A 21,094-nucleotide genomic window follows, 5' to 3' on the forward strand; every position below is an offset into this window, starting at 1 on the left:
CGAGGCCGCGTACGTGCCGCGCGCCGACGTCCCGCACATCGCCGTCCTGCCCGACGGCGAACGGCGCCACCTCCCCGTACCGGACGGCCCCACCCAGCCGCCCCCCCCCCCCCCCCCACCCCCCCCCCCCCCCCCCCCCCCCCCCCGCCCCCCCCCCCCCCCCCCCCCCCGCGCCCGGGGCCGCGGCGCGTGCCCCCACCCCCGGCCCCCGGCCGCCGGCCGCCGGCCGGGGGTGGGGGCACGGGGGGACCCCGGGGCGCTGGGTGCGTCCCGGGGTCCGTGTCGAGCGGGTGCGGCGGGTCAGGCGGCGGGGCCGAACCAGCGCTCCAGGGCCTGCGGCAGGTCGTGGGCCTGCGTGGCGGTGGTGGCCGCCCAGGCGACGTGCCCGTCGGGGCGCACCAGCAGGGCCGTGGTGTCGGCCAGCGGGTCGATCTCGGGTCCGTCGCCCGGCTTGACCTGCGCGCTGACCACGTCCACCCGGCCGCCGTACCCCTGGGCGGCGGCGCGCAGCGGGGCGTCGTCGGCGAGGTCGAGGAGGACTCCGTGGGCGGGGTGCAGCAGTTCGGTGGTGGGCCGCTCGCCGGTGGCGTCCGCCAGCAGCCGCGGCGGCAGGCGCCGGCCCAGCAGCGGGTGCGCGGCGTCGCCGACGGGCCCCTCCAGGGGGTAGTGGACGTCGAGGTGGCTGACGATGCCGGCCAGGTGGCGGCGGACCACGTCGTGCTCGATCAGTTCGGTGAACAGCTCGCGCAGCGGCTCGGAGGCCTCGCCGCCCAGGAAGACCTGGCCCTGGGCGCGGGTGTTCATCAGCAGCCGGCGTCCGACGGGGTGCCGTTCGCCGTGGTAGCTGTCCAGGAGGCCGGCGGGGGCCCGGCCGGCGACCACCGAGGCCAGCTTCCAGCCGAGGTTGACCGCGTCCTGCACGCCGGTGCTCAGTCCCTGGCCGCCGGCGGGCAGGTGGATGTGGGCGGCGTCGCCGGCCACCAGGACCCGGCCGCGCCGGTACTCGGCGGCCTGGCGGGTGGCGTCGGTGAAGGAGCTGACCCAGGTCGCGTCGCCGTGGTGGATGTCCTCGCCGGTGATCTGCTGCCAGGCGTCGGCGACCTCCTGGAAGTCGACGGTGGCGTCGCGGTCGCTGGCGGGCGTGCCGTGCGGGCAGGCGATGATGCGGCTGACGCCGTCGCCCAGCGGGCCCACCATCACCATGCCGCCGGGCAGCCGCTCGCCGAGGTAGCGCGGGCGCAGTTCGCAGCCGAAGACGTCGGCCAGGTACATCTTGCGGGTCGCGGGGGTGCCGGGGAAGTCGAAGCCGGCGGCCCGGCGCACGGCGCTGCGCGAGCCGTCGCAGGCCACCAGGTAGGAGGCGCGCAGCCGGCGGGGGCCGTCGGGGGTGCTCAGGGTGACGGTGACGCTGTCGCCGTCGAGGAAGCCGTCGGCGATCTCCTCGAACGCCCAGCCGCGCCGGATGTCCGCGCCGAGTTCGCCGGCCCACTCCTCCAGGACCTCCTCGGTGCGCCACTGGAGTACTCCGCGGGCGCCGAAGTGGCCGTCGGGCAGGGCGGTGAAGTCGAACTGGACGCCGCCGAAGTGGCCCACCGGCATCGTCTCCAGCGACCCCCAGCGGGGCAGCAGGCCGCGCTGGTCGAAGACCTCCATGGTGCGGGCGGTGAAGCCCAGGCCGCGTGACTGGTGGGTGGGCTCGGTCAGCTTCTCGACGACCACGACGCGGGCCCCGCCCAGGCGCAGCTCTGCGGCGAGCATGAGGCCCGTCGGCCCGGCGCCGACGACGATGACGTCGGTGTCCACCGCTGTGTCGGTCCCTTGCATGGGTTCACCTTTCTCTGAAATCGGCTGGTGGAGGTGGTGCGGTGGGGGGCTGCGCGCCGGACGGGCCGGCGTCTGCTTCGTGCGCGGGTGTGCTTCTTCCCGGGTGTCGCGGGTGTGCTTTTTTTCAGGCGGCGGGGCCGAACCAGTGCCGCAGGGCGCGGGTCAGGCCGTCGTCGTCGGTGCCGGCCCAGGCGACGTGGCCGTCGGGGCGCAGCAGGACGCGGTGCAGGCCGTGCAGGGCGCTGTCCTGCGGCGGGGTGGCGGCCAGGGCGGTGATCCGGTCGTGCCAGGCGCCGGCGCCGGGCGGGCGGGTGGTGCCGGTGCGCAGGTCCAGGAGGATTCCGCGGCCGCCGCGCAGGAGTTCGGTGGTGGTGACGGTGCCCTCGCCGGTCAGCAGCACGGTGTCGGCCAGCCGGGTGCCGGTCAGCGGGTGCGCGTCGGGGTGGGCGGGGTAGCGCACGCCCAGGCCGCTGATCATGCCGGCGAGGTGGGTGCGGGTGTCCTCCAGGGCGAGCAGTTCGGCGAACGCGGTGCGCAGCGGCTCCACTTCGGCGGGGCCCAGCAGCATCAGGGCCTGGGCGCGGATGTTGGCCAGGACGGCGTGGCCGACGGGGTGGCGTTCGTCGTGGTAGCTGTCGAGGAGGCCGTCGGGGGCGGCGCCGCGCAGGTGCAGGGCCAGTTTCCAGCCGAGGTTGAAGGCGTCGGCCAGGCCGAGGTTGAGGGCCTGGCCGCCGATCGGCATCTGGCGGTGGGCGGCGTCCCCGGCGAACAGGATCCGGCCGTGGCGGTAGCGGGCCAGCTGCCGGGAGGCGTCGCCGAAGGAGTTGACCCACAGCGGGGTGCCGGCGCTGATGTCCTCGGTGGTGACCCGTTTCCAGACGGTGGCGATCTCCTCGAAGGCGGCGGGCCCGGTGCGCGGTGCGGCCTGCGAGCCGAACTCGTGGACCATCACCCGGGTGACGCCGTCGGGGCGGCGCGCGGCGATGGCCAGGCCGTGTTCGAGGCGCTGGAAGCGGCGGTCGGGGATGTCGATGCCCGCGACGTCGGCGCGCAGCAGTTCGCGGCCGGCGTCCTGGCCGGGGAAGTCGGCCGCGGTCAGGGTGCGTACGGTGCTGTCCTCGCCGTCGCAGGCCACCAGGTAGCGGCTGCGCAGGCGCAGGACGCCGTCGCGGCCCCGGGCGAGGGTCTCGACGGCGTCGCCGGTGTCGGTGACGGCCGACACCTCGTGGCCGCAGCGGATGTGGGCGCCCAGGGAGATCGCCCATTCCTCGAGCACCGCCTCGGTCTTGACCTGCGGCACCTTCCACTGGCCGGGGTAGGGGCCGGGCAGGGTCAGGTCCATGGGCAGGCCGCCGAAGTGGCCGCGCGGCTCGTGGGGCGGGGTGCCGATGTCGGGCAGCAGGCCGCGGCTGTCGAGGATCTCCATGGTGCGGGCGTGCAGGGTGGAGGCGCGTGATTCGTTGGTGGGGGCCCGCCGTCTCTCCACCACGACCACGTCGGCGCCGCCGAGGGCCAGTTCTCCGGCGAGCAGCAGCCCGACGGGGCCGGCTCCGACGACGACGACGTCGGCTTCCACGTGGTCCGGTGCCATCGTCTCAGGCCTTCAGCTGCTCGGCGTGGGCCTTGGCGTGGGCCAGCGTGGCGCTGCTGTTGGTGGACAGCGCGGTGTGCACGTAGGCGCGGGCGTCGGCGACGGTGGCGTCGTCGCCCAGGATCCGGGCGATGTTGGCGGTGTTGAGGGTGACGGTGTGCTGGGAGGAGGCCAGGGTGCCCTCGGCCGTCTCCTGGAAGGTCCACTCGCCGGTGTGCAGGGTCATCAGCGCGGGCAGGGTGACCTGCTTGTAGGCGATCTTGTGGTGGGGGAAGACGACCCGGTAGGACTTGGTGGTGTGGGTGGAGCCGTCCTTGGCGCGGGTGTCCATCTCCAGTTCCTGCAGGCCGGGGGTGTCCTCGGTGAGGCGGACGGTGGCCACGTGCGGGAGCCGTTCGGCCCACAGGTGGGCCTCGTTGACGAAGTCGAAGGCGTCCTTGGCGGTGCCGTCGATGCGGACGGTGTCGACGAAGGAGAAGGTCAGCTCCTCGGCGTCGGCGGCGTGGACCTGCTCGACGTTGTCCTTGAGGGCGGCCAGTTCCGAGCGGCTGTTCTTGTCGACGGCGCGTTCGATCCACAGCAGGTCGTGCGGGTCGTCGCCGATCGCGCTGTAGTCGTGCAGCAGCCGCACCCGGGAGGTGTTCTCGCCGAGCGGTTCGATGATCCAGGTGCCGCCCATGTGGTGGACGGGAGGTGCGGAGACCTCCTGGCGGAAGGTGATGCGCAGGCCGGCGGCGTCCAGGGTGCGGCGCGAGGACCAGTTCTTGGGTTCGCCGTTGGCGGTGGCCCAGATCTGGATGCGCTCCTGGTCGCCGTCGGCCTCGACGCGGTCGACGTGGATGGTGGGCGGGAAGACGCGCGGCCAGTTGGTGACGTCGGCGAGCAGGTCGTACACCGCGGCAGCCGGTGCCCCGATGGTGATCTCGTGCTCGACCTCGCGGGTGGTCATGGGGTGTTCTCCTCCTGCTGGGTGGGGCGGGGTGGGGGGCGGGGGGCTAGAAGTTGCCCAGGCCGCCGCAGACGTTGAGGGCCTGCGCGGTGATGGAGGCGGCGGTGTCGGAGGCCAGGTAGCCGACGAGGCCGGCGACCTCCTCGGGGGTGGAGTAGCGGCCCAGGGGGATCTTGGCCTGGAACTTCTCGAGGATGGCGTCCTCGGAGGTGTCGTAGGCGGCCGCGTAGCCCTGGCGGACCTTCTGCGCCATGGGCGTCTCGACGTAGCCGGGGCAGACCGCGTTGACGGTGATGCCGGTGGGGGCGAGTTCGTTGCCCAGGGCCTTGGTGAAGCCGACGACGCCGTGCTTGGACGCCGAGTAGGGGGCGCCGAGCACGACGCCCTGCTTGCCGGCGGTGGAGGCGATGTTGATGATGCGGCCGCGGTCCTTGCCGCGCATGCCGCCGGCGTTCAGTACGGCGCGGGTGACGCGGAAGACACTGTTGAGGTTGGTGTCGATGACGTCCTGCCACAGCTCGTCGGTGATGTCGGCGGTGGGGCCGCCGCCGGAGCGGCCGGCGTTGTTGACCAGGACGTCGACGGTGCCGAACCGGTCGACGGCGGCCTGGACGAACGCCTCGACGGAGACGACGTCGCGCACGTCGAGGTCGCTGCCGTCGACGTCCAGGCCCTCGTCCTGGAGCTGCTTGACGGTGGCGGCGACGTTGGCGGCGTTGCGGGCGCCGATGAAGACCTGGTGGCCGGCGGCGGCCAGCAGCCGGGCCGAGGCCAGGCCGATGCCGCTGGTGGCGCCGGTGACCAGGGCGACGCGGGGAGTGGTGTTGAGCGTCATGCCGGGGACTCCTTCTAGGCTGCGGTGGCGGGCACGAGCTGGGCGTTGACGACCTCGATGAAGGCGCGCGGGGTGTTGGCCTCGCCGACCGCCTCCTCGTCGAGGGATATGCCGTACTCGCGCTCGATGAGGCTGCCGGTCTCCAGCAGGGCGAGGGACTCGTAGCCGATGACGTCGAACTCGGTGTCGAGGATGTCGGCGTCGAGGTCCACGCCCTCGGCGACGCCCGCGGCCTCCAGCAGGGTGCGCTTAAGGTCGTCGAGGGTGAACAGCTTGGCGCTCATGGATGGTTTCCCTTCGGGTGGTGGGTGCGGGGCTCAGTGCGCGGCGCGTACGACCATGGCGGAGTTGAATCCGCCGCGGCCGCGGGCCAGGACCAGCGCGGTGCGCACGGGGGCCGGGCGGGGCTCGGCCAGGACGAGGTCGAGCGGGTAGTCGGTGCACGGCTCGACGTGCACGGTGGGCGGGATGACGCCGTCGCGGATGGCGAGGAACGCGGCCGCCAGGTCCAGCGGGGCCGCTCCGGAGTACAGCCGGCCGGTCATCGTCTTGGGCACGGTGACGGGCACGGCGTGGTCGCCGAAGACGGTGCCGATGGCGGTGGCCTCGACGAGGTCGGCGGCCGGGTCGCCGGCGCCGTCGGCGAAGACGACGTCCACGTCGGCGGCGTCGGTGCCGGCGTCGGCGAGCGCGATCTCGATGGCCTTGCGCAGGCCGGGTTCGCGGCCGCTGCCGGGGCGGGGGTCGGTGGTGGCCCCGTAGCCGGCGATCTCGCCGTAGATGCGGGCGCCGCGGGCGCGGGCGGCGTCGGCGTCCTCGCTGATGAGGATGGCGCCGCCCTCGCCGGGCACGTAGCCGCGGGCGTCGCGGTCGAAGGGCAGGTAGGCGCGGTCGGGTTCGTCGCTGGTGGACAGCTTGCCGGTGCTCAGCTGGGCGACCCAGCCCCAGGGGCAGATCGAGGCGTCGACGGCGCCGGTGACGATCAGCGAGGTGCCCTTGCGGATCTGGCGGCGGGCCTGGGCGACGGCGTCGAGGCCGCCGGCGCCCTCGCTGACCACCACCCCGGAGGGGCCCTTCATGCCGTTGCGGATGGAGATCTGGCCGCTGTTGACGGCGTAGAACCAGGCGAAGGACTGGTAGGCGCTGACGTACTGGCTGCCGCGGCTCCACAGGCTCTGCAGTTCGCCCTGGCCGAACTCGAAGCCGCCGGCGGCGGAGGCGGTGATGACGCCCATGTCGAACTCGGGCAGTTCGCGCGGGTCGGCGCCGGCGTCGGCGAGCGCCCAGTCGGTGGCCACCAGTGCCAGGCGGGTGACCCGGTCGGTCTGCGGCAGCAGCCGGCTGGGCAGGTGCTCGGACGCCTCGAAGCCGGGGACCTCCCCCGCCAGCCGGGCGGGGTAGGAGGAGGGGTCGAAGCGGGTGATGCGGCCGATGCCGTGCTTGCCGCCGAGCGTCGCCGACCAGTAGGCGTTGGTGCCCAGGCCGTTGGGCGCGGTGACGCCCAGTCCGGTCACCACCACGGGGGCGGTCATACGAGGCTCCTCTCCGGTCGGGCGAGCACCATCGCGCTCTGGAACCCGCCGAATCCGCTGCCGACCGTCAGCACGACGTCGACCAGCTGGTCGCGGGCGTCGCGCGGGACGTAGTCGAGGTCGCACTCGGGGTCGGGCTCGGTCAGGTTGGCGGTCGGCGGGACGACGTCGTACTCCATGGCCAGCGCCGACGCGGCGATCTCGATGGAGCCGATCGCGCCGAGCGAGTGCCCGACCATCGACTTGATGGAGCTGACGGGGGTGCGGTAGGCGTGGTCGCCCAGGCTGAGTTTGAAGGCCGCCGTCTCGTGGCGGTCGTTCTGCTTGGTGCCCGAGCCGTGGGCGTTGACGTAGTCGACGGCGTCGGGGTTGAGGCGGGCCTCGTCGAGGGCGAGGGTGATCGCCGCGGACATCTCCACGCCGTCGGGCCGCAGCCCGGTCATGTGGTAGGCGTTGGAGCGGGTGGCGTAGCCGGCGATCTCGGCGTAGATGTGCGCGCCGCGCCGCTTGGCGCTCTCGTACTCCTCCAGGACGAAGAAGGCGGCCCCCTCGCCCAGGACGAAGCCGTTGCGGGTCGCGTCGAAGGGGCGCGAGGCGCAGCCGGGGTCGTCGTAGCGCGGGGTGGTGGCCTTGATCGCGTCGAAGCAGGCCATGGTGATGGGTGAGATGGGGGCGTCGGAGGAGCCGGCGATGACGATGTCGGCGGTGCCCTCGCGCACGAGTTCGACGGCGTAGCCGACGGAGTCGATGCCGGAGGTGCAGCCGGTGGACACCACGCTGCTGGGTCCTTCGCCGCCGACCGCCCAGGCCACTTCCGCGGCGAAGGAGCTGGGCACCATGTAGTCGTACAGGTGCGGCACGGCGTACTCGTGGTTGACCAGGTCCAGGCGGCCGCCGTCGCTGACGACCCGGTACTCCTGGTCCAGGCCCATGGTGGCGCCGACGGCGCTGCCGACGGTGACGCCGACGCGGTGCGGGTCGACGTCGGTGAGGTCGATGCCGCTGTCGGCGACGGCGGCGCGGGAGGCGACGACGGCGAACTGGGCGGCCCGGTCCAGGCGGCGGACCTCCTGCGGGCTCAGCCCGTGGGCGTAGGGGTCGAAGTCGGCCTCGGCGGCGACCCGGGAGCGGAAGGGGCTGGGGTCGAAGAAGGTGATGCCGCGGGTGGCGGTGCGCCCGTTGCTGAGCAGGTCCCAGAAGTTCTCCCGGCCGACCCCGCCCGGTGCGATCACTTCGATGCCGGTGATGACAACTCGTCGGCGGCTCACGCCGATGCCTCCCAGTGGTAGAAGCGCTTGGCCATGGCGTCGGCCGGCGAGCGCCAGGTGGCGGGGTCGTAGGCCTCGATGAACGGCTTGAGGTCGTCGCTGATGCGGACGAAGCGCTCGTCGCTCTTGGCGGCCTCGATCAGGTCGCCGCCGTTGTCCTCGTCGAAGTCCTGGAGGTGGAAGTACAGGCCCCGGTAGGCGAAGAGCTGGCGGCGGCGGGTCCCCATGCGGTGGGGCATGTCGGTGGCGTCGAAGTCGGTGAAGAGCTGGGCCACGTCGGTGCCCGACGCGGCTGCCATCCGGGCGACTATCAGCGTGCTGTGCATAGGTGTGGCTCCTCGGCAGATGCGTGAGGGGGGTCGCGCGCCCGGCGGGGCGGCGGGCGATCCGGTGCGGACCGCCGCTGTCGACGGTGCGGCCCGGTGATAGCGCCTGGCACGGGCGGCACCGGAGTGCCGCCTGAGCCGTGTCGGACCGGAAAAGGGCAGCACGGCGGGTGGGGGCCCGGTCCCGTGGCGGGGCCGGGCCCCCACCCGCCGGTGGCGGGCGGTGCCGGGGGGGGCGGGGGCTGCGCCGTGCGGGCGCGGCCCCCGCCGCCGTCTCACTCCCCGGCGGCCCGGGTCAGGACGACCTCGTAGGTGTTGGAGTCGACGTCGAGGGCGACGGCGTCGATGCGGGCCTGGGCCTTCTGGCGGCCCTCGGGCCACTGCTCCTCGGGCAGCGCGCGGTGACCGTCGTAGATCTCCTTGCTCTCCCACTGGGAGTAGGAGACGACGAAGGAGCCGTCCAGGCCGCGGGCGCGCAGGCCCTTGAGGACGATGTGGCCGCGGAAGCCGGGGGCGTCGACGATGCCGGCCTGGGCCGGGCCGAGCGCGTCGATGAGCTCGTCCTGGTTGGCGGCGTCGACCTTGTAGATGGTGATGACGGTGTAGTTGCCGCGCTTGGGGCAGATCGTCAGGTCGGTGTTGGGGCCCTCGCTGGTGAGGGTGTAGACGACCTCGTTCTGCAGCAGCCGGATCGAGGTGGTGATCTCGCCGAAGACGGGCAGGGTGCGGTGCTTGAACTCCTCGCCCGCGTAGCGCTTCTCGAGGTCCTCGCCACTGCGCCACTGGATGAAGTTGGCCGTGCCGGGGCTGTCCACGCCGGCGTGCACGGTGGAGGACATCCAGCCCTCGTAGGTCGCCGCGTTGACGATCTTCGTCATCTCCTGGATCAGGGAGTCCTGCTTCTCAGGGGCGTCGGTGGTGAACAGGTTGAGGACGGTGAGGTGCTGGGCGTCCACGGAGACGGTGGGCATGGTTTCCTGCGCTTCCTGTTGGAGGTACGAACGACGGTGAGGAATGGGGGTGTTCAGGCGGCGGTGCGGTCGGCGGGGCCGAACCAGCGGGTGAGGGCCTCGGTGAGGCCGTCGGCGCCGGCGCCGGTGGCGGCCGCCCAGGCGACGTAGCCGTCGGGGCGTACGAGGATGCCGTCGACGGGGGTGTCGCAGTCGAACTCGGCGGCGACCACGTCGACGTGCTCGCGCCAGCCGGCGGCGGTCTCGTGCAGGGCGGCGCCGCCCAGGTCGAGCAGCACGGCGCGCCCGGCGTGCAGCAGGGAGAAGCTGGAGACCTTCTCCCCCTCGACGACCAGGTCGCGCTCGGGCAGGCGCCGGCCCAGCAGCGGGTGGTCGCCGCCGCCGACGTCGTGGCGGATGTCCAGGCCGGTGACCATGCCCGCCAGGTGGCGGCGCACGGACTCGTGGCCGGTGAGCAGTTCGCCGAACAGCTCGCGCAGCGGGGCGACCTCGTCGCCGCCCAGGTACAGGGTGCGCTGGGCCAGGGTGTTGGTCAGGATGCGGGCGCCCACCGGGTGGCGTTCGCCGTGGTAGGTGTCCAGCAGGTCCTGCGGGGCGCGGCCCTTGACCTCCAGGGCCAGCTTCCAGCCCAGGTTGACCGCGTCCTGGATGCCCGCGCTCATGCCCTGGGCGCCGATGGGCAGGTGGATGTGGGCGGCGTCGCCGGCCAGCAGGACCCGGCCCGAGCGGTAGCTGACGGCCTGCCGGCTGACGTCGGTGGTGGAGGACACCCACAGCGGGACCGCGCCGGTGAGGTCCTCGCCGGACAGGCGCTCGAACGCCTCGGTGACCTCCTCGAACGTGATCGGCTCCGTGCTGGTGCGCAGCGGCTCGGCGCGGTCGAAGTAGATGATGCGGCTGCGGTCGGGGCCCAGCGGCATCACCATGACCATGCCGCCGGGGACGCTCTCGCCGCTGAAGCGGGGGCGCAGCCGCACTCCGGAGACGTCGGCGAAGCGCAGCTCGATGGTGGCGCTGGTGCCGGGGAAGTCGATGCCGCTGAGGGTGCGCACGGCGCTGCGGGCGCCGTCGCAGCCCACCACGTAGCGGGCGCGCAGCGGTGCCGTGTCCCCGGCGCCGGCGAGCTCGACGCGTACGCCGTCGCTGTCCTGGTGCAGCGCGGTGACCTCCGCGCCGCGGCGGATGTCGGCGCCCAGTTCCCGGGCCCGGCCGCCGAGGATGCCCTCGGTGCGGGCCTGCGGGATGCCGCGGGCGCCGAACGAGCCGCCCTCGATGACCTGGTAGTCGAGCGGTACGCCGCCGAAGTGGCCCACCGGGATGGTGGCGACCTCGCCGAACCGTTCGATGAGGCCGCGCTGCGCGAATTCCTCGATGGTGCGTGCCGAGAATCCCAGGGCGCGGGACTGCTGAATGGGTTCGGCCAGCCTGTCAAGCACGATGACGGAGACTCCATTGAGTCTCAATTCTCCTGCGAGCATCAGTCCGGTGGGACCGGCTCCCACCACAATGACGTCCGCGTCATAGATGTTCATATGCCCTCTTCCCACTGGTGTTCCGCCAGTATCGAGAGGGCGTGCGGGTGTCGTAAATAGGGTTCAGTACAGATCTTCGACACGGAATGGCAAGAATACTGCGGGAACGTCAGATCTTTGTCAGGGCTCTTGCTTTGCGGCGCCGGTGCGGCGGCATTCTCACGTATGACTTCCACTTACATCGCGGCTGAATCCGGGGCCGGCACAGAAGATTCTCTCGCGGCGCGGGCCGGTGTCGCGGATCTCCTCGCGCGTTATTTCGTGACGCTCGACGACGAGGAGCTGGACGACGCCTGGGCGCGGAGCCTGTTCACGCAGGACGCGGCCGTCGTCTTCCCGATGAGCGAGCACGAGGGGGTCGCGGGCATGGCCGGCTATCACGCCGCGGCGCTGTCGGCGTTCGCCGGGACCCAGCATCTGGGCGGCCCGGCCGTCGTGGAGCTGGACGGGGAGCAGGCCGTGCTGCGCGCGAACCTGATCTCGACGCACGTGCACCACGCGCGGCACCTCTCGGGCGAGGGCGCGCCGGCGCCGCTGTTCGTGACCGGCACGTTCGTGGACGGGCGGGCGCGGCGCACGGCCGAGGGCTGGCGGCTGTCGCGGCTGTCCTTCCGGCTGCTGTGGGCGCAGGGCTCGCCGCCGCCGCGCCCCTGAGCATCCGCCCTTCGGGTGCCGTATCCGGGCAGAGCCCCGGTCCGCGTGCGCGGGCCGGGGCTCTGCGGGTGCCGGGGGCTGGGGTGCGGGGGTTCAGAGGTTGAGGCTGAGGACCCGGTCGACGGCGATCTCGATGACGACGCGGTCGGCGGGGGCGGGCGGCGCCGACCAGTACCGCTTGGCGTACAGGCGCACGCCGCGCTCGATGCGGGCGGGGTCGGTGACGACGGTGGCGGTGCCTTCGAGGGTGGCCCAGGCGAAGCCGTCGACCTGGCACAGGGCGGCCCGGCCGCCGGGGGCGGCCAGCAGGTTGCGGGCCTTGCGCGAGGAGGCCACGGTCAGGACCCGGGCCAGGCCGGAGGCGGCCTCCCAGGTGAAGCGCACGGGGGCCGCGTGCAGGGTGCCGTCGGGGCGGAGCGTGGTGAACACCGCGACGTGCCGGGCGTCGTGGAGGTAGTCCTCCACCGCGCGGGGCACCGCCGGGGCGGCCGGGTCGTGCTGCGGCAGCGACATGGTGGGCATCCTTCGATGTGCGTCGGGGGCGCGGTGGCGCGGCGCGCTCGGGACAGCGTGGCACCGTCGTCTCGCGGTGGCCTCGAGGCGGGCTCGGGGCCGCCGCCGGACGACGGTGCCGGACGGTACGGGCGGTACGGGCGGTAACGGTGCGGGCGGTGCGGGGTGCGGGTGCGGGAGGTCAGTCGATGCCGCGGACGATGACGGGCTCGTCCTCGTCGTCCTCGTCGGCTCCGGCCAGCCGCAGCGGGGGCGCGCCCACCGGCACCAGTCCGAAGACCGCCATGTCGATCTCCCTGAACCCGATCCCCCGGATGTCCGAGCGCTCATGCATGCGGCGGCTCCCTCGTGGTCGATCCGTGGTTGGTCGCTCAAGGGTGTCGACGTCCGCTCGCGAGACGGTCGACGCGGTGTGGAGCGCGGGCGGAGGCATCAGGGCGCGGGGGCCGGCGGGGGTGCGATGCGCGGGACCGGCTCGGCCGCCAGCACGTCGAGGACCTCGGCGACGGTCCTGGCCCCGCCGGCCGCCGGCAGATGCGCCAGCAGCCGCCCGTACTGGGCCAGGAGCAGACGGGCGTCGCTCTCGCGCAGCCGGGCCCGGTCGTACAGGGCGGTCAGGATCAGGGAGCCGTCGCGGGCGTGGCGGGCCAGCAGGGCGATCGAGAGCAGGGTGTGGGCGCCGGTGGCGTGCGGGGTGCCGAAGCGGATGCCGGCGGCGCCCAGGGCGGCGCGCAGGCCCGGCCGGGGGCGGGCCTGGGTCTCGACGCAGACCGTGCTGTCGGGCAGGACGAGGTCGCCGGCCCGCTCCCACTGGCTGATCTGGGCGGTGGACAGCCATTCGTAGGCGGCCAGGTCCAGGGCCTGGTCGCGCAGCGCGGTCAGCAGCCGGTCCAGGCGGTGGCGGGGGTCGACGCGCACGGCGGCGGGCAGGCAGGTGCGCAGCGGTCCGACGAGGCGTTCGGCCGCGTCCAGGGCGATGCCGCGGCCGGAGGTGGTGATGTTGAAGCGGACGGCGGCGCTGTGCGGGACGTCCGCGGCCCGGTACAGCAGCAGGGCCCAGGCGGCGTGCAGGACGCTGGACTCGGGCAGGGCCAGGGTGTCGGCCCAGTGCCGCAGCCGGCCGGCCTGGGCGGTGCTCAGGCGGGTCTCGGTGCGGCCGCAGCCGGTGCGGGCGGTGCCGGGGCCGGGCAGGCCGGGCAGGACGGCGGCCGGTTCGGGGGGCAGGGTGCGGCCGATGAGCCCCTGGGCGGCGGCCGGGTCCTGGTGCTGGATCCAGCGGGCCCAGTCGCCGAGGTCGGGGCGGCGTTCGCCGCCGGGCAGGGTGCCGTCGGCGAGGTAGGCCCGGCCGAACTCCTCCAGCAGCACGAAGACGCTCCACGCGTCGAGCAGGCCGTGGTGGAAGGTGAGCAGCACACGGATCCCGCCGCCGGCACCGGTGTCGCCGGTGTCGCCGGTGTCGCCGGTGTGGCTTGCGCCGCCGGTGTCGCCGGTGTCGCCGGTGTCGCCGGTGGCGTCGGGGCCGTCGGGGCCGTCGGGGCCGTCGGGGCCGTCGGGGCCGTCGACGACGGTGACGCGCAGCGGGCAGGGCCTGCTCACGTCGAAGCCGCGCAGCCGGTCGCGGGCCAGCAGGCCGTCCCAGTCGGTGGTGTCCGCGCGGTGGCGGGTGACTTCGACGCGGGCGTGGTCGCGGAAGACGAAGCGGGGCGAGGGTTCCTTCTCGAAGGCGGCGCGCAGCACGGATTCGCGGGCGACGACGGACTGCCAGGCGGCGGTGAGGCGTTCGAGGTCCAGCGGCCCGTACCAGTGCCACCACAGCTGTTCCACGTGGCGGCCGCTGTGCCGGTCGGTGCGGGCGTCGAGCAGGACGGCCCGCTGGTGGGCGGGCGCGGGCGCGGAGGGCAGCGCCCTGCGTGCGGGGGGCGCCGGGCGTGGGCCGGTGCGGATCCGCACACGGCGTGGGCGGCTCTGCCTCGCCATGGCTCGTCCCTTCTCGCGAAAGCGGGCCCGCGACGTGGCGGCGGGCCCGGGGCGCGGGGCACCCGGGCCCATCGTGCAGGGCCGCGGCGACACGGCGCTGACGGCCGCCTGACACGGCTCGAGAGCGGGGCGGGAGGCGGCCGGGCGGCGCTGGAGGGGTCAGCCGGGGGGCGGGCTCTGGGTCATCACCGACAGGAAGCCGGGGTCCAGCATGGTGCCCACCGAGGTGTCGCCGGCCGGGGACAGCCCCGCGTCGTGGCAGGCGACGCTGAGCAGGTAGCGGTCCAGGACGGAGTAGGTGGCGAAGCCCCATTCGCCGCGGCTGGCCGCGCTGCCGTCGGGGGCCAGCAGGGTGCCGCCGCGGCTGAAGCCGAACTCGCTGAAGCCCAGGCGCAGTCCCTGGCCGAGGGCTTTGCTGTAGGCCTCCTTCAGTGTCCACAGGCGCAGGGTGCGGGCGGTGCGCTGGTCGGCGGGCAGGGCGGCCAGTTCGTCGGCCTCGGCCGGGGTCAGGATGCGGCGGTGCAGCAGGTCCAGGCGTACGAAGCGGTCGGCGAACTCGATGTCCACGCCGATCCGGCCGGTGCGGCTGATGCCGACCGCGATGACGTCGCCGGTGTGGGTCAGGCTCAGGTCGATCTGGTCCAGGCCGCGCAGGTAGGGCCGGCCGCCCAGCCGGTAGGCGAGGTCGAGGTGTTCGGGCTCGGTGTCCAGGGCCGCGCCCGCGGTGTACTTGATGAGCAGGCGGGCCGCGGCGAAGCGGTGGCGCACGGCGGGGTCGGGGGTGCGCCGGTAGCGGTCCCAGTCCTGGCCGAGGAGCTGTCTGAGCCGGGGGTTGGTGAGCACGCTGGGCAGCCACTCGCTCCACGTGGTGTGGACCAGTGCGTTGCCCCGTTGCGCCAGGTGGTGGCGGACCCCTGTCCAGGGGCCGGCCGGCCGCGGCACGTGCAGGGGCGGCGCGCATGTCACGCGGTCCATCGTCGTCTCCCTGGGTGTCGTCCCCGTCCGGTCCGCGCCGGCGACCGGGGCGTTGCGGCCTCCGGCCGGGGGCCGGGGTGCGGTCCCGGGGCCGGCGGCCGGTGTGCGGTGCGGGGGCGGTGGGCGGGGTGCGGTCTCAGTCGGTGGGTGGTGGGCGGGCTCAGTCGGCGACCGGGGTGGCGTACAGGTCGAGGCTGCGGCCCTGGCGGCAGCGGTCGAGGAGTTCGCCGAGCACGGTGCTCTGGGCGTCGGCGGGGATCTGGGGCGGTGCGGCGCCCAGGCGGCGGGCGATGCGGCTGAGGGCGAGCACCGCCCAGGCGGGGTCGGCCAGGAAGGAGTCGGTGGTGCCGGCCTGGCCCTCCCACACGCCCAGGCAGGCGGCGGCCGCCATGACCAGGGCGTAGCGGTCGACCAGGGCGCAGGCCACGGGGTCGAAGGCGGCGCCGGCCGGGGGCAGGGCGGCGCAGCGGGTGCGCAGGGTGTGCAGTTCGGCGACGAAGGTGCGGGCGAGGTCGGCCAGGGCGGTGTGCAGGGGGCCGTGGCGGCGGTGGCCCTCGAGCCGGGCGGCGGCGGCGACGAGGGTGGCGGTGAGCAGGTCGTCGGTGCCGGTGTGGGTCAGGCGGGGCGGGTCGAAGGCGGGCAGGGGGGCGCCGGGCAGGAACAGTTCGGCGGGCGGTTCGGCACCGCGGAACCAGGTGGTGCGGGCCAGTGCGGGCAGTTGGGGCACCAGGACGGCCTGGCACACGGCGGTGCCGGAGTGCCCCAGGCCCGCCACGGGCAGGTCGCGGGCGAGTTTTTGGAAGCTGCCGTAGAGGGGTCCGCGGTCGTAGCCGCGGGCGCCGAGCACGGTGCTGAGTTCTTCGAGGTCCTCGCGCAGCAGGTCGGGCATGGTGTATTTGACGGCGGCGGCCAGCAGGTAGGCCTGCTGGGGCAGCAGGCTCAGGGCGCGCAGTCCGGTGACCGCCATGGCGTCGCAGGCCAGCAGGTCGGCGAAGACGCCGGCCAGGGTGCGGTGCCAGCGGCGGGCGGGCTGGTTGCCGGGGCGTTGGTCGGTCGCCGCCCGGGTGGCCTGGCGCAGCACGCTGCCGACGGCGGCGAGGACGGTGCCGGGGATCAGGCAGTGGCTGATCTGGAAGCTGCGCAGGGCCAGGGAGACGCCCTCGCCGCGCTGTCCGACCAGGGCGGTGGCGGGCAGTGGCACCGCCTCGAAGTCGATGCCGCTGAACCGGGCGCCGCGCATGCCGGGGGTCTCGACGCGGGCGGTGCGCCGTACGGTTCCGGCGGCGGCCGGTCCGGGGCCCAGCAGCAGCACCGAGTGGCTGTCGGGGCCGTTGTGGGCGCTGGTGCGGGCGTAGGCGACGAAGGTGTCGGTGCGGTCGGCGTTGATGACGGCGTCCTTGCGGCCGTTGAGGAGGAAGCCGCCGCCGGGGGCGGGTGAGGCGGTCAGTTCGTCGCGCAGGATCGCGTTGGCGTGGGCGACTTCGCGGTGCACGATCGAGACGCGGCCGCCGCCGAGGAGGCCGCGGGCCAGGGTGTGCTGCTGTTCCGGGCTGCCGGCGGTCCACACCGAGGAGGCCGCGAACAGTGAGGTGATGCCGAAGCCGTAGCCCAGGGCGAGGTCGCGGCGGAAGACGGGGCGCAGGATCCGGGCGAGGCGTTCGAGGTCGGTGAGGCCGCCGCCGAGGTGGTGGGGGACGAATTCGGCGGCGAGGCCGGACGCGGCGAGCAGCGCCTCGGTGGCCTCGGGCACGGCGCGGTCCTCGTCGGCCTGGAGCAGGGCCTGGTACCCGTGCGGGTTGCCGGGGTCGAAGGGGTCGCCCAGGGCGTGCTCCAGGCGGGCGGCGCGGGCGGGTTCGGCACCGGGCACGGATCCGGCACCGGGGGCGGGTGTGGTGCCGGGTGTGGTGCCGGGTGTGGTGCCGGGTGTGGTGCCGGGTGTGGTGCCGGGGGCGGGTGTGGGCTTGTGGGGGTGGGCGCCGGGGGTGCCGGGGGCGCCGGTGAGGACGGCGCTCACAGGACGCGTACCGCGCGGGCGGCGAACCGCTCGGCGTGGGTGAGGACGAGCAGGGAGGCGCGGCCCAGTTCGTCGCGCACGTGCTGGGCGGCGTCGTCCAGCGTCGCGTCGGGGCCCAGGGTGCGGGCGAGGTCGTCCTGGCGCAGCAGGACGTCGTGGCGGGCGCTGAGGGTGACGCCGCCGGCGTCGGGCACGACGGACCACTCGCCGGTGTGGGCGCTCATCAGGCCCTGGGTGCGGGTCTGTTTGTAGACCAGGCGTCCGGCGCTGGGGAAGCAGATGCGCACGGACTCGGTGCGGTGGGTGGTGCCGTCGGTGGTGAGGCTGTCCATGGTCATGGTCTGCACGCCCGGGCTGGGTTCGTTCAGGTGCAGGCCGCTGACGTGGGGCAGCCGCTGGGGCCAGTCCTGGGCGCGGTAGAGGAAGTCGAAGGCGACCTCGGCGGGGCCCTTGAAGCGCACGCTGTTCTCGAAGGAGAACACCAGGTCGTCCAGGGCGGTCCAGCGTTCGGCGAGCCAGGCCAGGCGTTCCAGCTGGGCGGTGCTGTTGGCGCGGGTGACCTGTTCGACCCAGGCCACGTGGGCGGGGGCGTCGTCGGTGACGGTGAAGGTGTGCTCCAGCGTCACCCGGCAGCGGTCGCCCAGCGGCTGGACCGTCCACACCCCGCTCATCGACTCCACGGGGGCGCTGGTCAGTTCCTGGCGGAAGGTGACGCGCCGGCGGCTCACGTCGAGGTCGCGGTGGGTGACCCAGGAGGTGATGCGCTCGCCCGCCGTGGCCCACAGCCGCAGCCGTTCGTGGGTGCCGTCGAAGTCGAGCTGTTCGACGTGGATGCAGGGCTGGACGAACAGCGGCCACTGGGTGGCGTCCGCGATGAGTCCGTACAGCACTCCGGCGGGGGCCGAGGCTGTCGTTTGGGAAATCACGCGGTGCTCTCGCGTACGAGACATGGCTCACGCCCCTTCGTCGTCCGAGGCGGCAGCGGGTGCGGCCCGGTCGGTGTCCGCCGGTTCCTGGCCGCACCTGCCTGCCGGGGGGCCGATCGTGTCCGGAAACGCTCGGGATCGGCACGGGCGGTGCTGGGGCGGCGCTGGAGCGGCGGGCGGGCGGCGGGGGCGAGCCGGGCTCCGGCCGGGCTCCGGCGGTCCTCGTGCGTTTCTCGGGCCGGGCCCCGCACGGTCGGCTGCGGGGCCCGCGGCCGCGGTGCCCGCAGGACCCGTCGGTGCGAGGGAATCGGGGGCAGTGATGGCGCAGGACTTCATCCCGCAGTGGTGTGTACGCGGCTGGTGGCACGAGCTGGCCGCCGGCGGGGTGCTGGGGGCGCCCGGCGAGCCGGCCGTCCCCGAGCCGCCCGCCCCGCCCGCCCCGCTCCCCCCGGCCCTCGCGGCCTCCGCGGCCTCCGGGGCCCTGGCGGCAAAGACTCAAGGTCAGGGTCAGGGTGAGGGTGGCGGGCGTGGGGGGCCGGGTCGGGCTCGCCTTCAGCTTCAGGCCGAGGTCCGGGCGGGGGGCCGGCCGCCCGCGGTGGCGGGGGCGGGCGGGCGGCGGTTCACCGCGTGGCGGCGCCGTTCGGGGTGAGGCGGTCCAGCAGGGCGAGCAGGCGCTGCTGCTCCCGGGCCAGTTGGTCCACCCGGCCGCGCAGGACGCCGATCTCGTCGCGCAGTTCCTGCGCGGGACCGTCCCCCGACGGCGCGCAAGGCCCGGGGAGCCCGGGGGGTGCGGGGGGCTGGGGGTGCGGGGCGGGGCGGTGCAGGATCCGTTCGCGGCCGGCGTGCAGGACGGGGCCCGGTTCGATGCCCAGGTCCTGGCCCAGGCGCTGGTGCGCCCGGTCGTAGACGGCCAGGGCCTCGGTGCGCCGCCCGCACCGGTGCAGGGCGGTCAGCAGCAGTTCGTAGAGGCGTTCGCGCAGGGGGTGGGCGGCGCTCAGGGCGCCGAGTTCGGCGGTGATCTCGTGGTGGCGGCCGGTGGCCAGGCAGGCGTCGTAGAGGGCTTCCAGGGCCAGGAGCCGGTTCTCCTCCAGCAGGGCGGCCTGTGCGGTGCACAGGGCGCCGCGGCCGGCGCCCTCCAGGGCGGCGCCGCGCCACAGGCGCACGGCGCGGCGCAGGACGCGGGCGCAGCGCTCGGGGTCGGCCGGGGCCAGGGCGTGTCCCTCGGCCGCCAGTTCGCCGAAGCGGCGGGCGTCGGTGCGGGCGGCGCCCAGGTGCAGGACGTAGCCGGTGGGCCGGGTCACCAGCCGCGGGCGGTGCAGGTCGCCGGCGGCGGACACGGACGCGGACGCGGATGCGGATGCGGATGTGGGCGCGGGGGTGGGTGCGGGGAGCAGGCGGCGCAGGCGGGCCACGTGGGCCTGGAGGGCGTTGGCGGCGTTGGCCGGCGGATGTTCGCCCCACAGTTCGTCGATGAGGCGGTCGGCGGGCACGACGTGGCCGGCGCGCACCACGAGCGCGCCGAGCAGGGCGCGCTGCTTGGCGCCGGTGGGGACGGTCCGGTGGCCGGTCTCGGTGTCGTGGATCTGCATCGGGCCCAGAATCCGGAACTCCATCGCGCGCTCACCTCCCGGGCGGACATCTCGGGGATCCGGAGGGGATGCTAGTTCTCCCGGCTGCCGCCATTCAGGGCCGCGGGTCTTTTTCCTGGCTTTTTTGGATTCGCGCTCCAGGGATGTTCGAGGGGGCGGGTGAAGCAGCGGCGGCGGTTTTCTGGGGTGTGCGGGTGCGGTAGTAGCGGCTCAGTATCCCGATGAGCTGCGCGTCGGGCAGATCCGGCAGGAAATCGCCGTTCCCCGTGTGCCCGAGGCGGGCCAGGAGGCCCCGGGCGAGAGCGTGTGCGCCGTGTTCCGTGGCCGTGGCGCTCGATTTCGTGGACATGGCCGGAAAAGCTAGCACCGGGATCCCGGTGGGCGACAGACCCCTTTTCGTGGCGGGTACAGGCTGTTTCGGGGGCGGGCGGGGTGAAACGCTAGAGCCCTGCTCGAATGCGCCTCGTATTTTTCTCGGCGGAGTGACCAGTACCTCTCGCGGATATCTTCGCGCGATGCCGCGGGGCGAAAAGACGGGCCACTATCGGAAACGCTCGATCCCGCTTCTGAACCGATGTCCTGCAATGAACGGCACGGAGGAACAATGATCATAAAGTTGCTGGGTGCGCTGCATGCGGAGGTGAACGGTCTGTCGATCGTTCCGACCGCGGGCAAGCCGCGCCAGATCCTCGCTCTGCTGTCGCTGTATCCGGGCCGGGTGGTGCCGGTGCCCACGCTGATGGAGGAGATATGGGGCGCGCATCTGCCCCAGAGTTCGCTGACGACCCTGCAGACCTACATCCTCCAGCTGCGCCGCATGCTGGGCACGGCCATGGGGCCCGATGTGCCGGGCTCGGCCAAGGACGTCCTGGCCACCCGCTACGGCGGCTATCTGTTGCAGATCCCCTCGGACGCGGTGGACGTCTTCCGCTACGAGCGTCTGGTGGCCGAGGGCCGGCACGCCTTCGACGACGGGGAGGACGAGCGGGCGGCGTCGCTGCTGCGCGAGGCGCTCGATCTGTGGGAGGGCCCGGCGCTGGTGGACGTGCGGGTGGGCTCGATCCTGGAGATCGAGGTGATGCGGCTGGAGCAGAGCCGGCTGGTGGCGCGTGAGCGCCGGATCGACGCGGATCTGCGGCTGGGCCGGCACGTGGAGCTGATCGCCGAGCTGACCGATCTGGTCGCCCGGCACCCGCAGCACGAGGGGCTGCACTCGCAGGCGATGGTGGCGCTGTACCGCTCGGGGCGGCAGGCGGGGGCGCTGGATGTCTACCGGCGGCTGCGCCAGCGGCTGGTGGACGAGCTGGGGGTGGAGCCCTCGCCGCAGTTGCAGCGGATGCACCAGGCGATGCTCACGGTCGATCCGCGGCTGGACGTGGTGGCCGGTCCGCGGCGCTCCTCGACCTTCGACCTGTACGCGGCGTGAGAGCCGGCCGGGTCCTGAGGGCTGACGGCGACGGGGCTGTCCTGAGGATCCTGCCGTGGTCGGGGCACCGGCGGTGCGCGGTGCCCGGTCGAGCGGCGCGCGAGGTGCGCCGACCAGGCTGGCGGCGCGGGCGCATGCCTTCCGGCGTGGCGGGCCCGCGGGGCCTTGAGGAGGGTGCCGGATGGTTTCGCG

Annotated in this window: 20 protein-coding genes; 2 read left to right on the top strand and 18 right to left on the bottom strand. The window is 74.2% G+C overall.

Features of this window, described 5'->3' with window-relative positions:
• Positions 1-300: 300 nt before the first annotated feature.
• The 10 genes from ACIP5K_RS35405 to ACIP5K_RS35450 all read right to left on the bottom strand — a co-directional run bounded on the left by ACIP5K_RS35405 (position 301) and on the right by ACIP5K_RS35450 (position 10,828).
• Complete coding sequence (locus ACIP5K_RS35405; protein WP_401416554.1) at positions 301-1,824, bottom strand: FAD-dependent monooxygenase; 1,524 nt, start codon at positions 1,822-1,824, stop codon at positions 301-303.
• A gap of 124 nt (positions 1,825-1,948) precedes the next feature.
• Positions 1,949-3,415 carry an FAD-dependent monooxygenase gene (locus ACIP5K_RS35410; RefSeq protein WP_401416557.1) on the bottom strand — a complete coding sequence of 489 codons (1,467 nt, stop codon included), beginning with the start codon at positions 3,413-3,415 and terminating at the stop codon, positions 1,949-1,951.
• A 4-nt stretch (positions 3,416-3,419) separates the two neighbouring features.
• A complete protein-coding gene (locus tag ACIP5K_RS35415; RefSeq protein ID WP_401416560.1) occupies positions 3,420-4,364 on the bottom strand; it encodes an aromatase/cyclase in 945 nt (314 codons plus the stop codon).
• A 46-nt stretch (positions 4,365-4,410) separates the two neighbouring features.
• Positions 4,411-5,199 carry a 3-oxoacyl-ACP reductase FabG gene (gene fabG, locus ACIP5K_RS35420; RefSeq protein WP_401416562.1) on the bottom strand — a complete coding sequence of 263 codons (789 nt, stop codon included), beginning with the start codon at positions 5,197-5,199 and terminating at the stop codon, positions 4,411-4,413.
• Positions 5,200-5,213: 14 nt separating this feature from the next.
• Entirely contained in the window at positions 5,214-5,483 is a 270-nt protein-coding gene (locus ACIP5K_RS35425) for an acyl carrier protein (RefSeq protein ID WP_401416565.1), read from the bottom strand.
• 33 nt (positions 5,484-5,516) lie between these two features.
• Positions 5,517-6,731: a ketosynthase chain-length factor gene (locus ACIP5K_RS35430; RefSeq protein ID WP_401416566.1), complete on the bottom strand. Its 1,215-nt coding sequence runs from the start codon at positions 6,729-6,731 to the stop codon at positions 5,517-5,519.
• A complete protein-coding gene (locus tag ACIP5K_RS35435; RefSeq protein ID WP_401416568.1) occupies positions 6,728-7,999 on the bottom strand; it encodes a beta-ketoacyl-[acyl-carrier-protein] synthase family protein in 1,272 nt (423 codons plus the stop codon). The genes ACIP5K_RS35430 and ACIP5K_RS35435 overlap by 4 nt, the downstream gene beginning before the upstream one ends.
• Positions 7,996-8,325, bottom strand: coding sequence for a TcmI family type II polyketide cyclase (locus tag ACIP5K_RS35440; RefSeq protein ID WP_401416570.1), 330 nt, complete (start codon positions 8,323-8,325; stop codon positions 7,996-7,998). Before ACIP5K_RS35440 ends, ACIP5K_RS35435 begins: the two co-directional genes overlap by 4 nt.
• 275 nt (positions 8,326-8,600) lie before the next feature.
• The gene (locus ACIP5K_RS35445; protein ID WP_401416572.1) at positions 8,601-9,296 is read right to left on the bottom strand and encodes an antibiotic biosynthesis monooxygenase family protein; all 696 of its coding nucleotides are present in this window, start codon (positions 9,294-9,296) and stop codon (positions 8,601-8,603) included.
• Between the two features lie 53 nt (positions 9,297-9,349).
• A complete protein-coding gene (locus tag ACIP5K_RS35450; protein ID WP_401416574.1) occupies positions 9,350-10,828 on the bottom strand; it encodes an FAD-dependent monooxygenase in 1,479 nt (492 codons plus the stop codon).
• Positions 10,829-10,993: 165 nt separating this feature from the next.
• Between ACIP5K_RS35450 and ACIP5K_RS35455 the strand changes: the two genes are divergently transcribed.
• Positions 10,994-11,482, top strand: coding sequence for a nuclear transport factor 2 family protein (locus tag ACIP5K_RS35455; protein ID WP_401416577.1), 489 nt, complete (start codon positions 10,994-10,996; stop codon positions 11,480-11,482).
• Positions 11,483-11,575: 93 nt separating this feature from the next.
• Here the strand turns inward: ACIP5K_RS35455 and ACIP5K_RS35460 are convergent, their stop codons facing one another.
• From ACIP5K_RS35460 to ACIP5K_RS35495, 8 genes are all read right to left on the bottom strand, one after another.
• Positions 11,576-11,995 carry a pyridoxamine 5'-phosphate oxidase family protein gene (locus ACIP5K_RS35460; RefSeq protein WP_401416580.1) on the bottom strand — a complete coding sequence of 140 codons (420 nt, stop codon included), beginning with the start codon at positions 11,993-11,995 and terminating at the stop codon, positions 11,576-11,578.
• 181 nt (positions 11,996-12,176) lie between these two features.
• The gene (locus ACIP5K_RS35465) at positions 12,177-12,329 is read right to left on the bottom strand and encodes a hypothetical protein (protein WP_401416582.1); all 153 of its coding nucleotides are present in this window, start codon (positions 12,327-12,329) and stop codon (positions 12,177-12,179) included.
• 98 nt (positions 12,330-12,427) lie between these two features.
• On the bottom strand, positions 12,428-13,972 hold the full coding sequence (locus ACIP5K_RS35470; RefSeq protein ID WP_401416584.1) for a condensation domain-containing protein: 1,545 nt from the start codon (positions 13,970-13,972) through the stop codon (positions 12,428-12,430).
• A gap of 159 nt (positions 13,973-14,131) precedes the next feature.
• Positions 14,132-14,947: a 4'-phosphopantetheinyl transferase family protein gene (locus tag ACIP5K_RS35475; protein WP_401416586.1), complete on the bottom strand. Its 816-nt coding sequence runs from the start codon at positions 14,945-14,947 to the stop codon at positions 14,132-14,134.
• A gap of 160 nt (positions 14,948-15,107) precedes the next feature.
• Complete coding sequence (locus ACIP5K_RS35480) at positions 15,108-16,961, bottom strand: acyl-CoA dehydrogenase (RefSeq protein ID WP_401416588.1); 1,854 nt, start codon at positions 16,959-16,961, stop codon at positions 15,108-15,110.
• Positions 16,958-17,887 (bottom strand): aromatase/cyclase, encoded by a 930-nt coding sequence (locus ACIP5K_RS35485; protein ID WP_401416590.1) that lies wholly within the window; start codon positions 17,885-17,887, stop codon positions 16,958-16,960. Before ACIP5K_RS35485 ends, ACIP5K_RS35480 begins: the two co-directional genes overlap by 4 nt.
• Positions 17,888-18,507: 620 nt before the next feature.
• A complete protein-coding gene (locus ACIP5K_RS35490; protein ID WP_401416593.1) occupies positions 18,508-19,500 on the bottom strand; it encodes a BTAD domain-containing putative transcriptional regulator in 993 nt (330 codons plus the stop codon).
• 70 nt (positions 19,501-19,570) lie between these two features.
• Positions 19,571-19,825 carry a hypothetical protein gene (locus ACIP5K_RS35495; RefSeq protein WP_401416595.1) on the bottom strand — a complete coding sequence of 85 codons (255 nt, stop codon included), beginning with the start codon at positions 19,823-19,825 and terminating at the stop codon, positions 19,571-19,573.
• A gap of 255 nt (positions 19,826-20,080) precedes the next feature.
• Here ACIP5K_RS35495 and ACIP5K_RS35500 point away from each other — a divergent pair, with 255 nt between their 5' ends.
• A complete protein-coding gene (locus ACIP5K_RS35500; protein ID WP_401416597.1) occupies positions 20,081-20,902 on the top strand; it encodes a BTAD domain-containing putative transcriptional regulator in 822 nt (273 codons plus the stop codon).
• Positions 20,903-21,094: the final 192 nt, after the last annotated feature.

The organism is Streptomyces sp. NPDC088785 (assembly GCF_044750685.1).
Classification (GTDB): Bacteria; Actinomycetota; Actinomycetes; order Streptomycetales; family Streptomycetaceae; genus Streptomyces.

Coding starts and splice junctions, on each gene's coding strand:
- ACIP5K_RS35405 (WP_401416554.1), bottom strand. CDS start 1,824: ATGCAAGGGACCGACACAGCGGTGGACACCGACGTCATCGTCGTCGGC.
- ACIP5K_RS35470 (WP_401416584.1), bottom strand. CDS start 13,972: ATGGCGAGGCAGAGCCGCCCACGCCGTGTGCGGATCCGCACCGGCCCA.
- ACIP5K_RS35495 (WP_401416595.1), bottom strand. CDS start 19,825: ATGTCCACGAAATCGAGCGCCACGGCCACGGAACACGGCGCACACGCT.
- ACIP5K_RS35490 (WP_401416593.1), bottom strand. CDS start 19,500: ATGGAGTTCCGGATTCTGGGCCCGATGCAGATCCACGACACCGAGACC.
- ACIP5K_RS35430 (WP_401416566.1), bottom strand. CDS start 6,731: ATGACCGCCCCCGTGGTGGTGACCGGACTGGGCGTCACCGCGCCCAAC.
- ACIP5K_RS35460 (WP_401416580.1), bottom strand. CDS start 11,995: ATGTCGCTGCCGCAGCACGACCCGGCCGCCCCGGCGGTGCCCCGCGCG.
- ACIP5K_RS35445 (WP_401416572.1), bottom strand. CDS start 9,296: ATGCCCACCGTCTCCGTGGACGCCCAGCACCTCACCGTCCTCAACCTG.
- ACIP5K_RS35475 (WP_401416586.1), bottom strand. CDS start 14,947: ATGGACCGCGTGACATGCGCGCCGCCCCTGCACGTGCCGCGGCCGGCC.
- ACIP5K_RS35465 (WP_401416582.1), bottom strand. CDS start 12,329: ATGCATGAGCGCTCGGACATCCGGGGGATCGGGTTCAGGGAGATCGAC.
- ACIP5K_RS35440 (WP_401416570.1), bottom strand. CDS start 8,325: ATGCACAGCACGCTGATAGTCGCCCGGATGGCAGCCGCGTCGGGCACC.
- ACIP5K_RS35500 (WP_401416597.1), top strand. CDS start 20,081: ATGATCATAAAGTTGCTGGGTGCGCTGCATGCGGAGGTGAACGGTCTG.
- fabG (WP_401416562.1), bottom strand. CDS start 5,199: ATGACGCTCAACACCACTCCCCGCGTCGCCCTGGTCACCGGCGCCACC.
- ACIP5K_RS35415 (WP_401416560.1), bottom strand. CDS start 4,364: ATGACCACCCGCGAGGTCGAGCACGAGATCACCATCGGGGCACCGGCT.
- ACIP5K_RS35425 (WP_401416565.1), bottom strand. CDS start 5,483: ATGAGCGCCAAGCTGTTCACCCTCGACGACCTTAAGCGCACCCTGCTG.
- ACIP5K_RS35410 (WP_401416557.1), bottom strand. CDS start 3,415: ATGGCACCGGACCACGTGGAAGCCGACGTCGTCGTCGTCGGAGCCGGC.
- ACIP5K_RS35455 (WP_401416577.1), top strand. CDS start 10,994: ATGACTTCCACTTACATCGCGGCTGAATCCGGGGCCGGCACAGAAGAT.
- ACIP5K_RS35450 (WP_401416574.1), bottom strand. CDS start 10,828: ATGAACATCTATGACGCGGACGTCATTGTGGTGGGAGCCGGTCCCACC.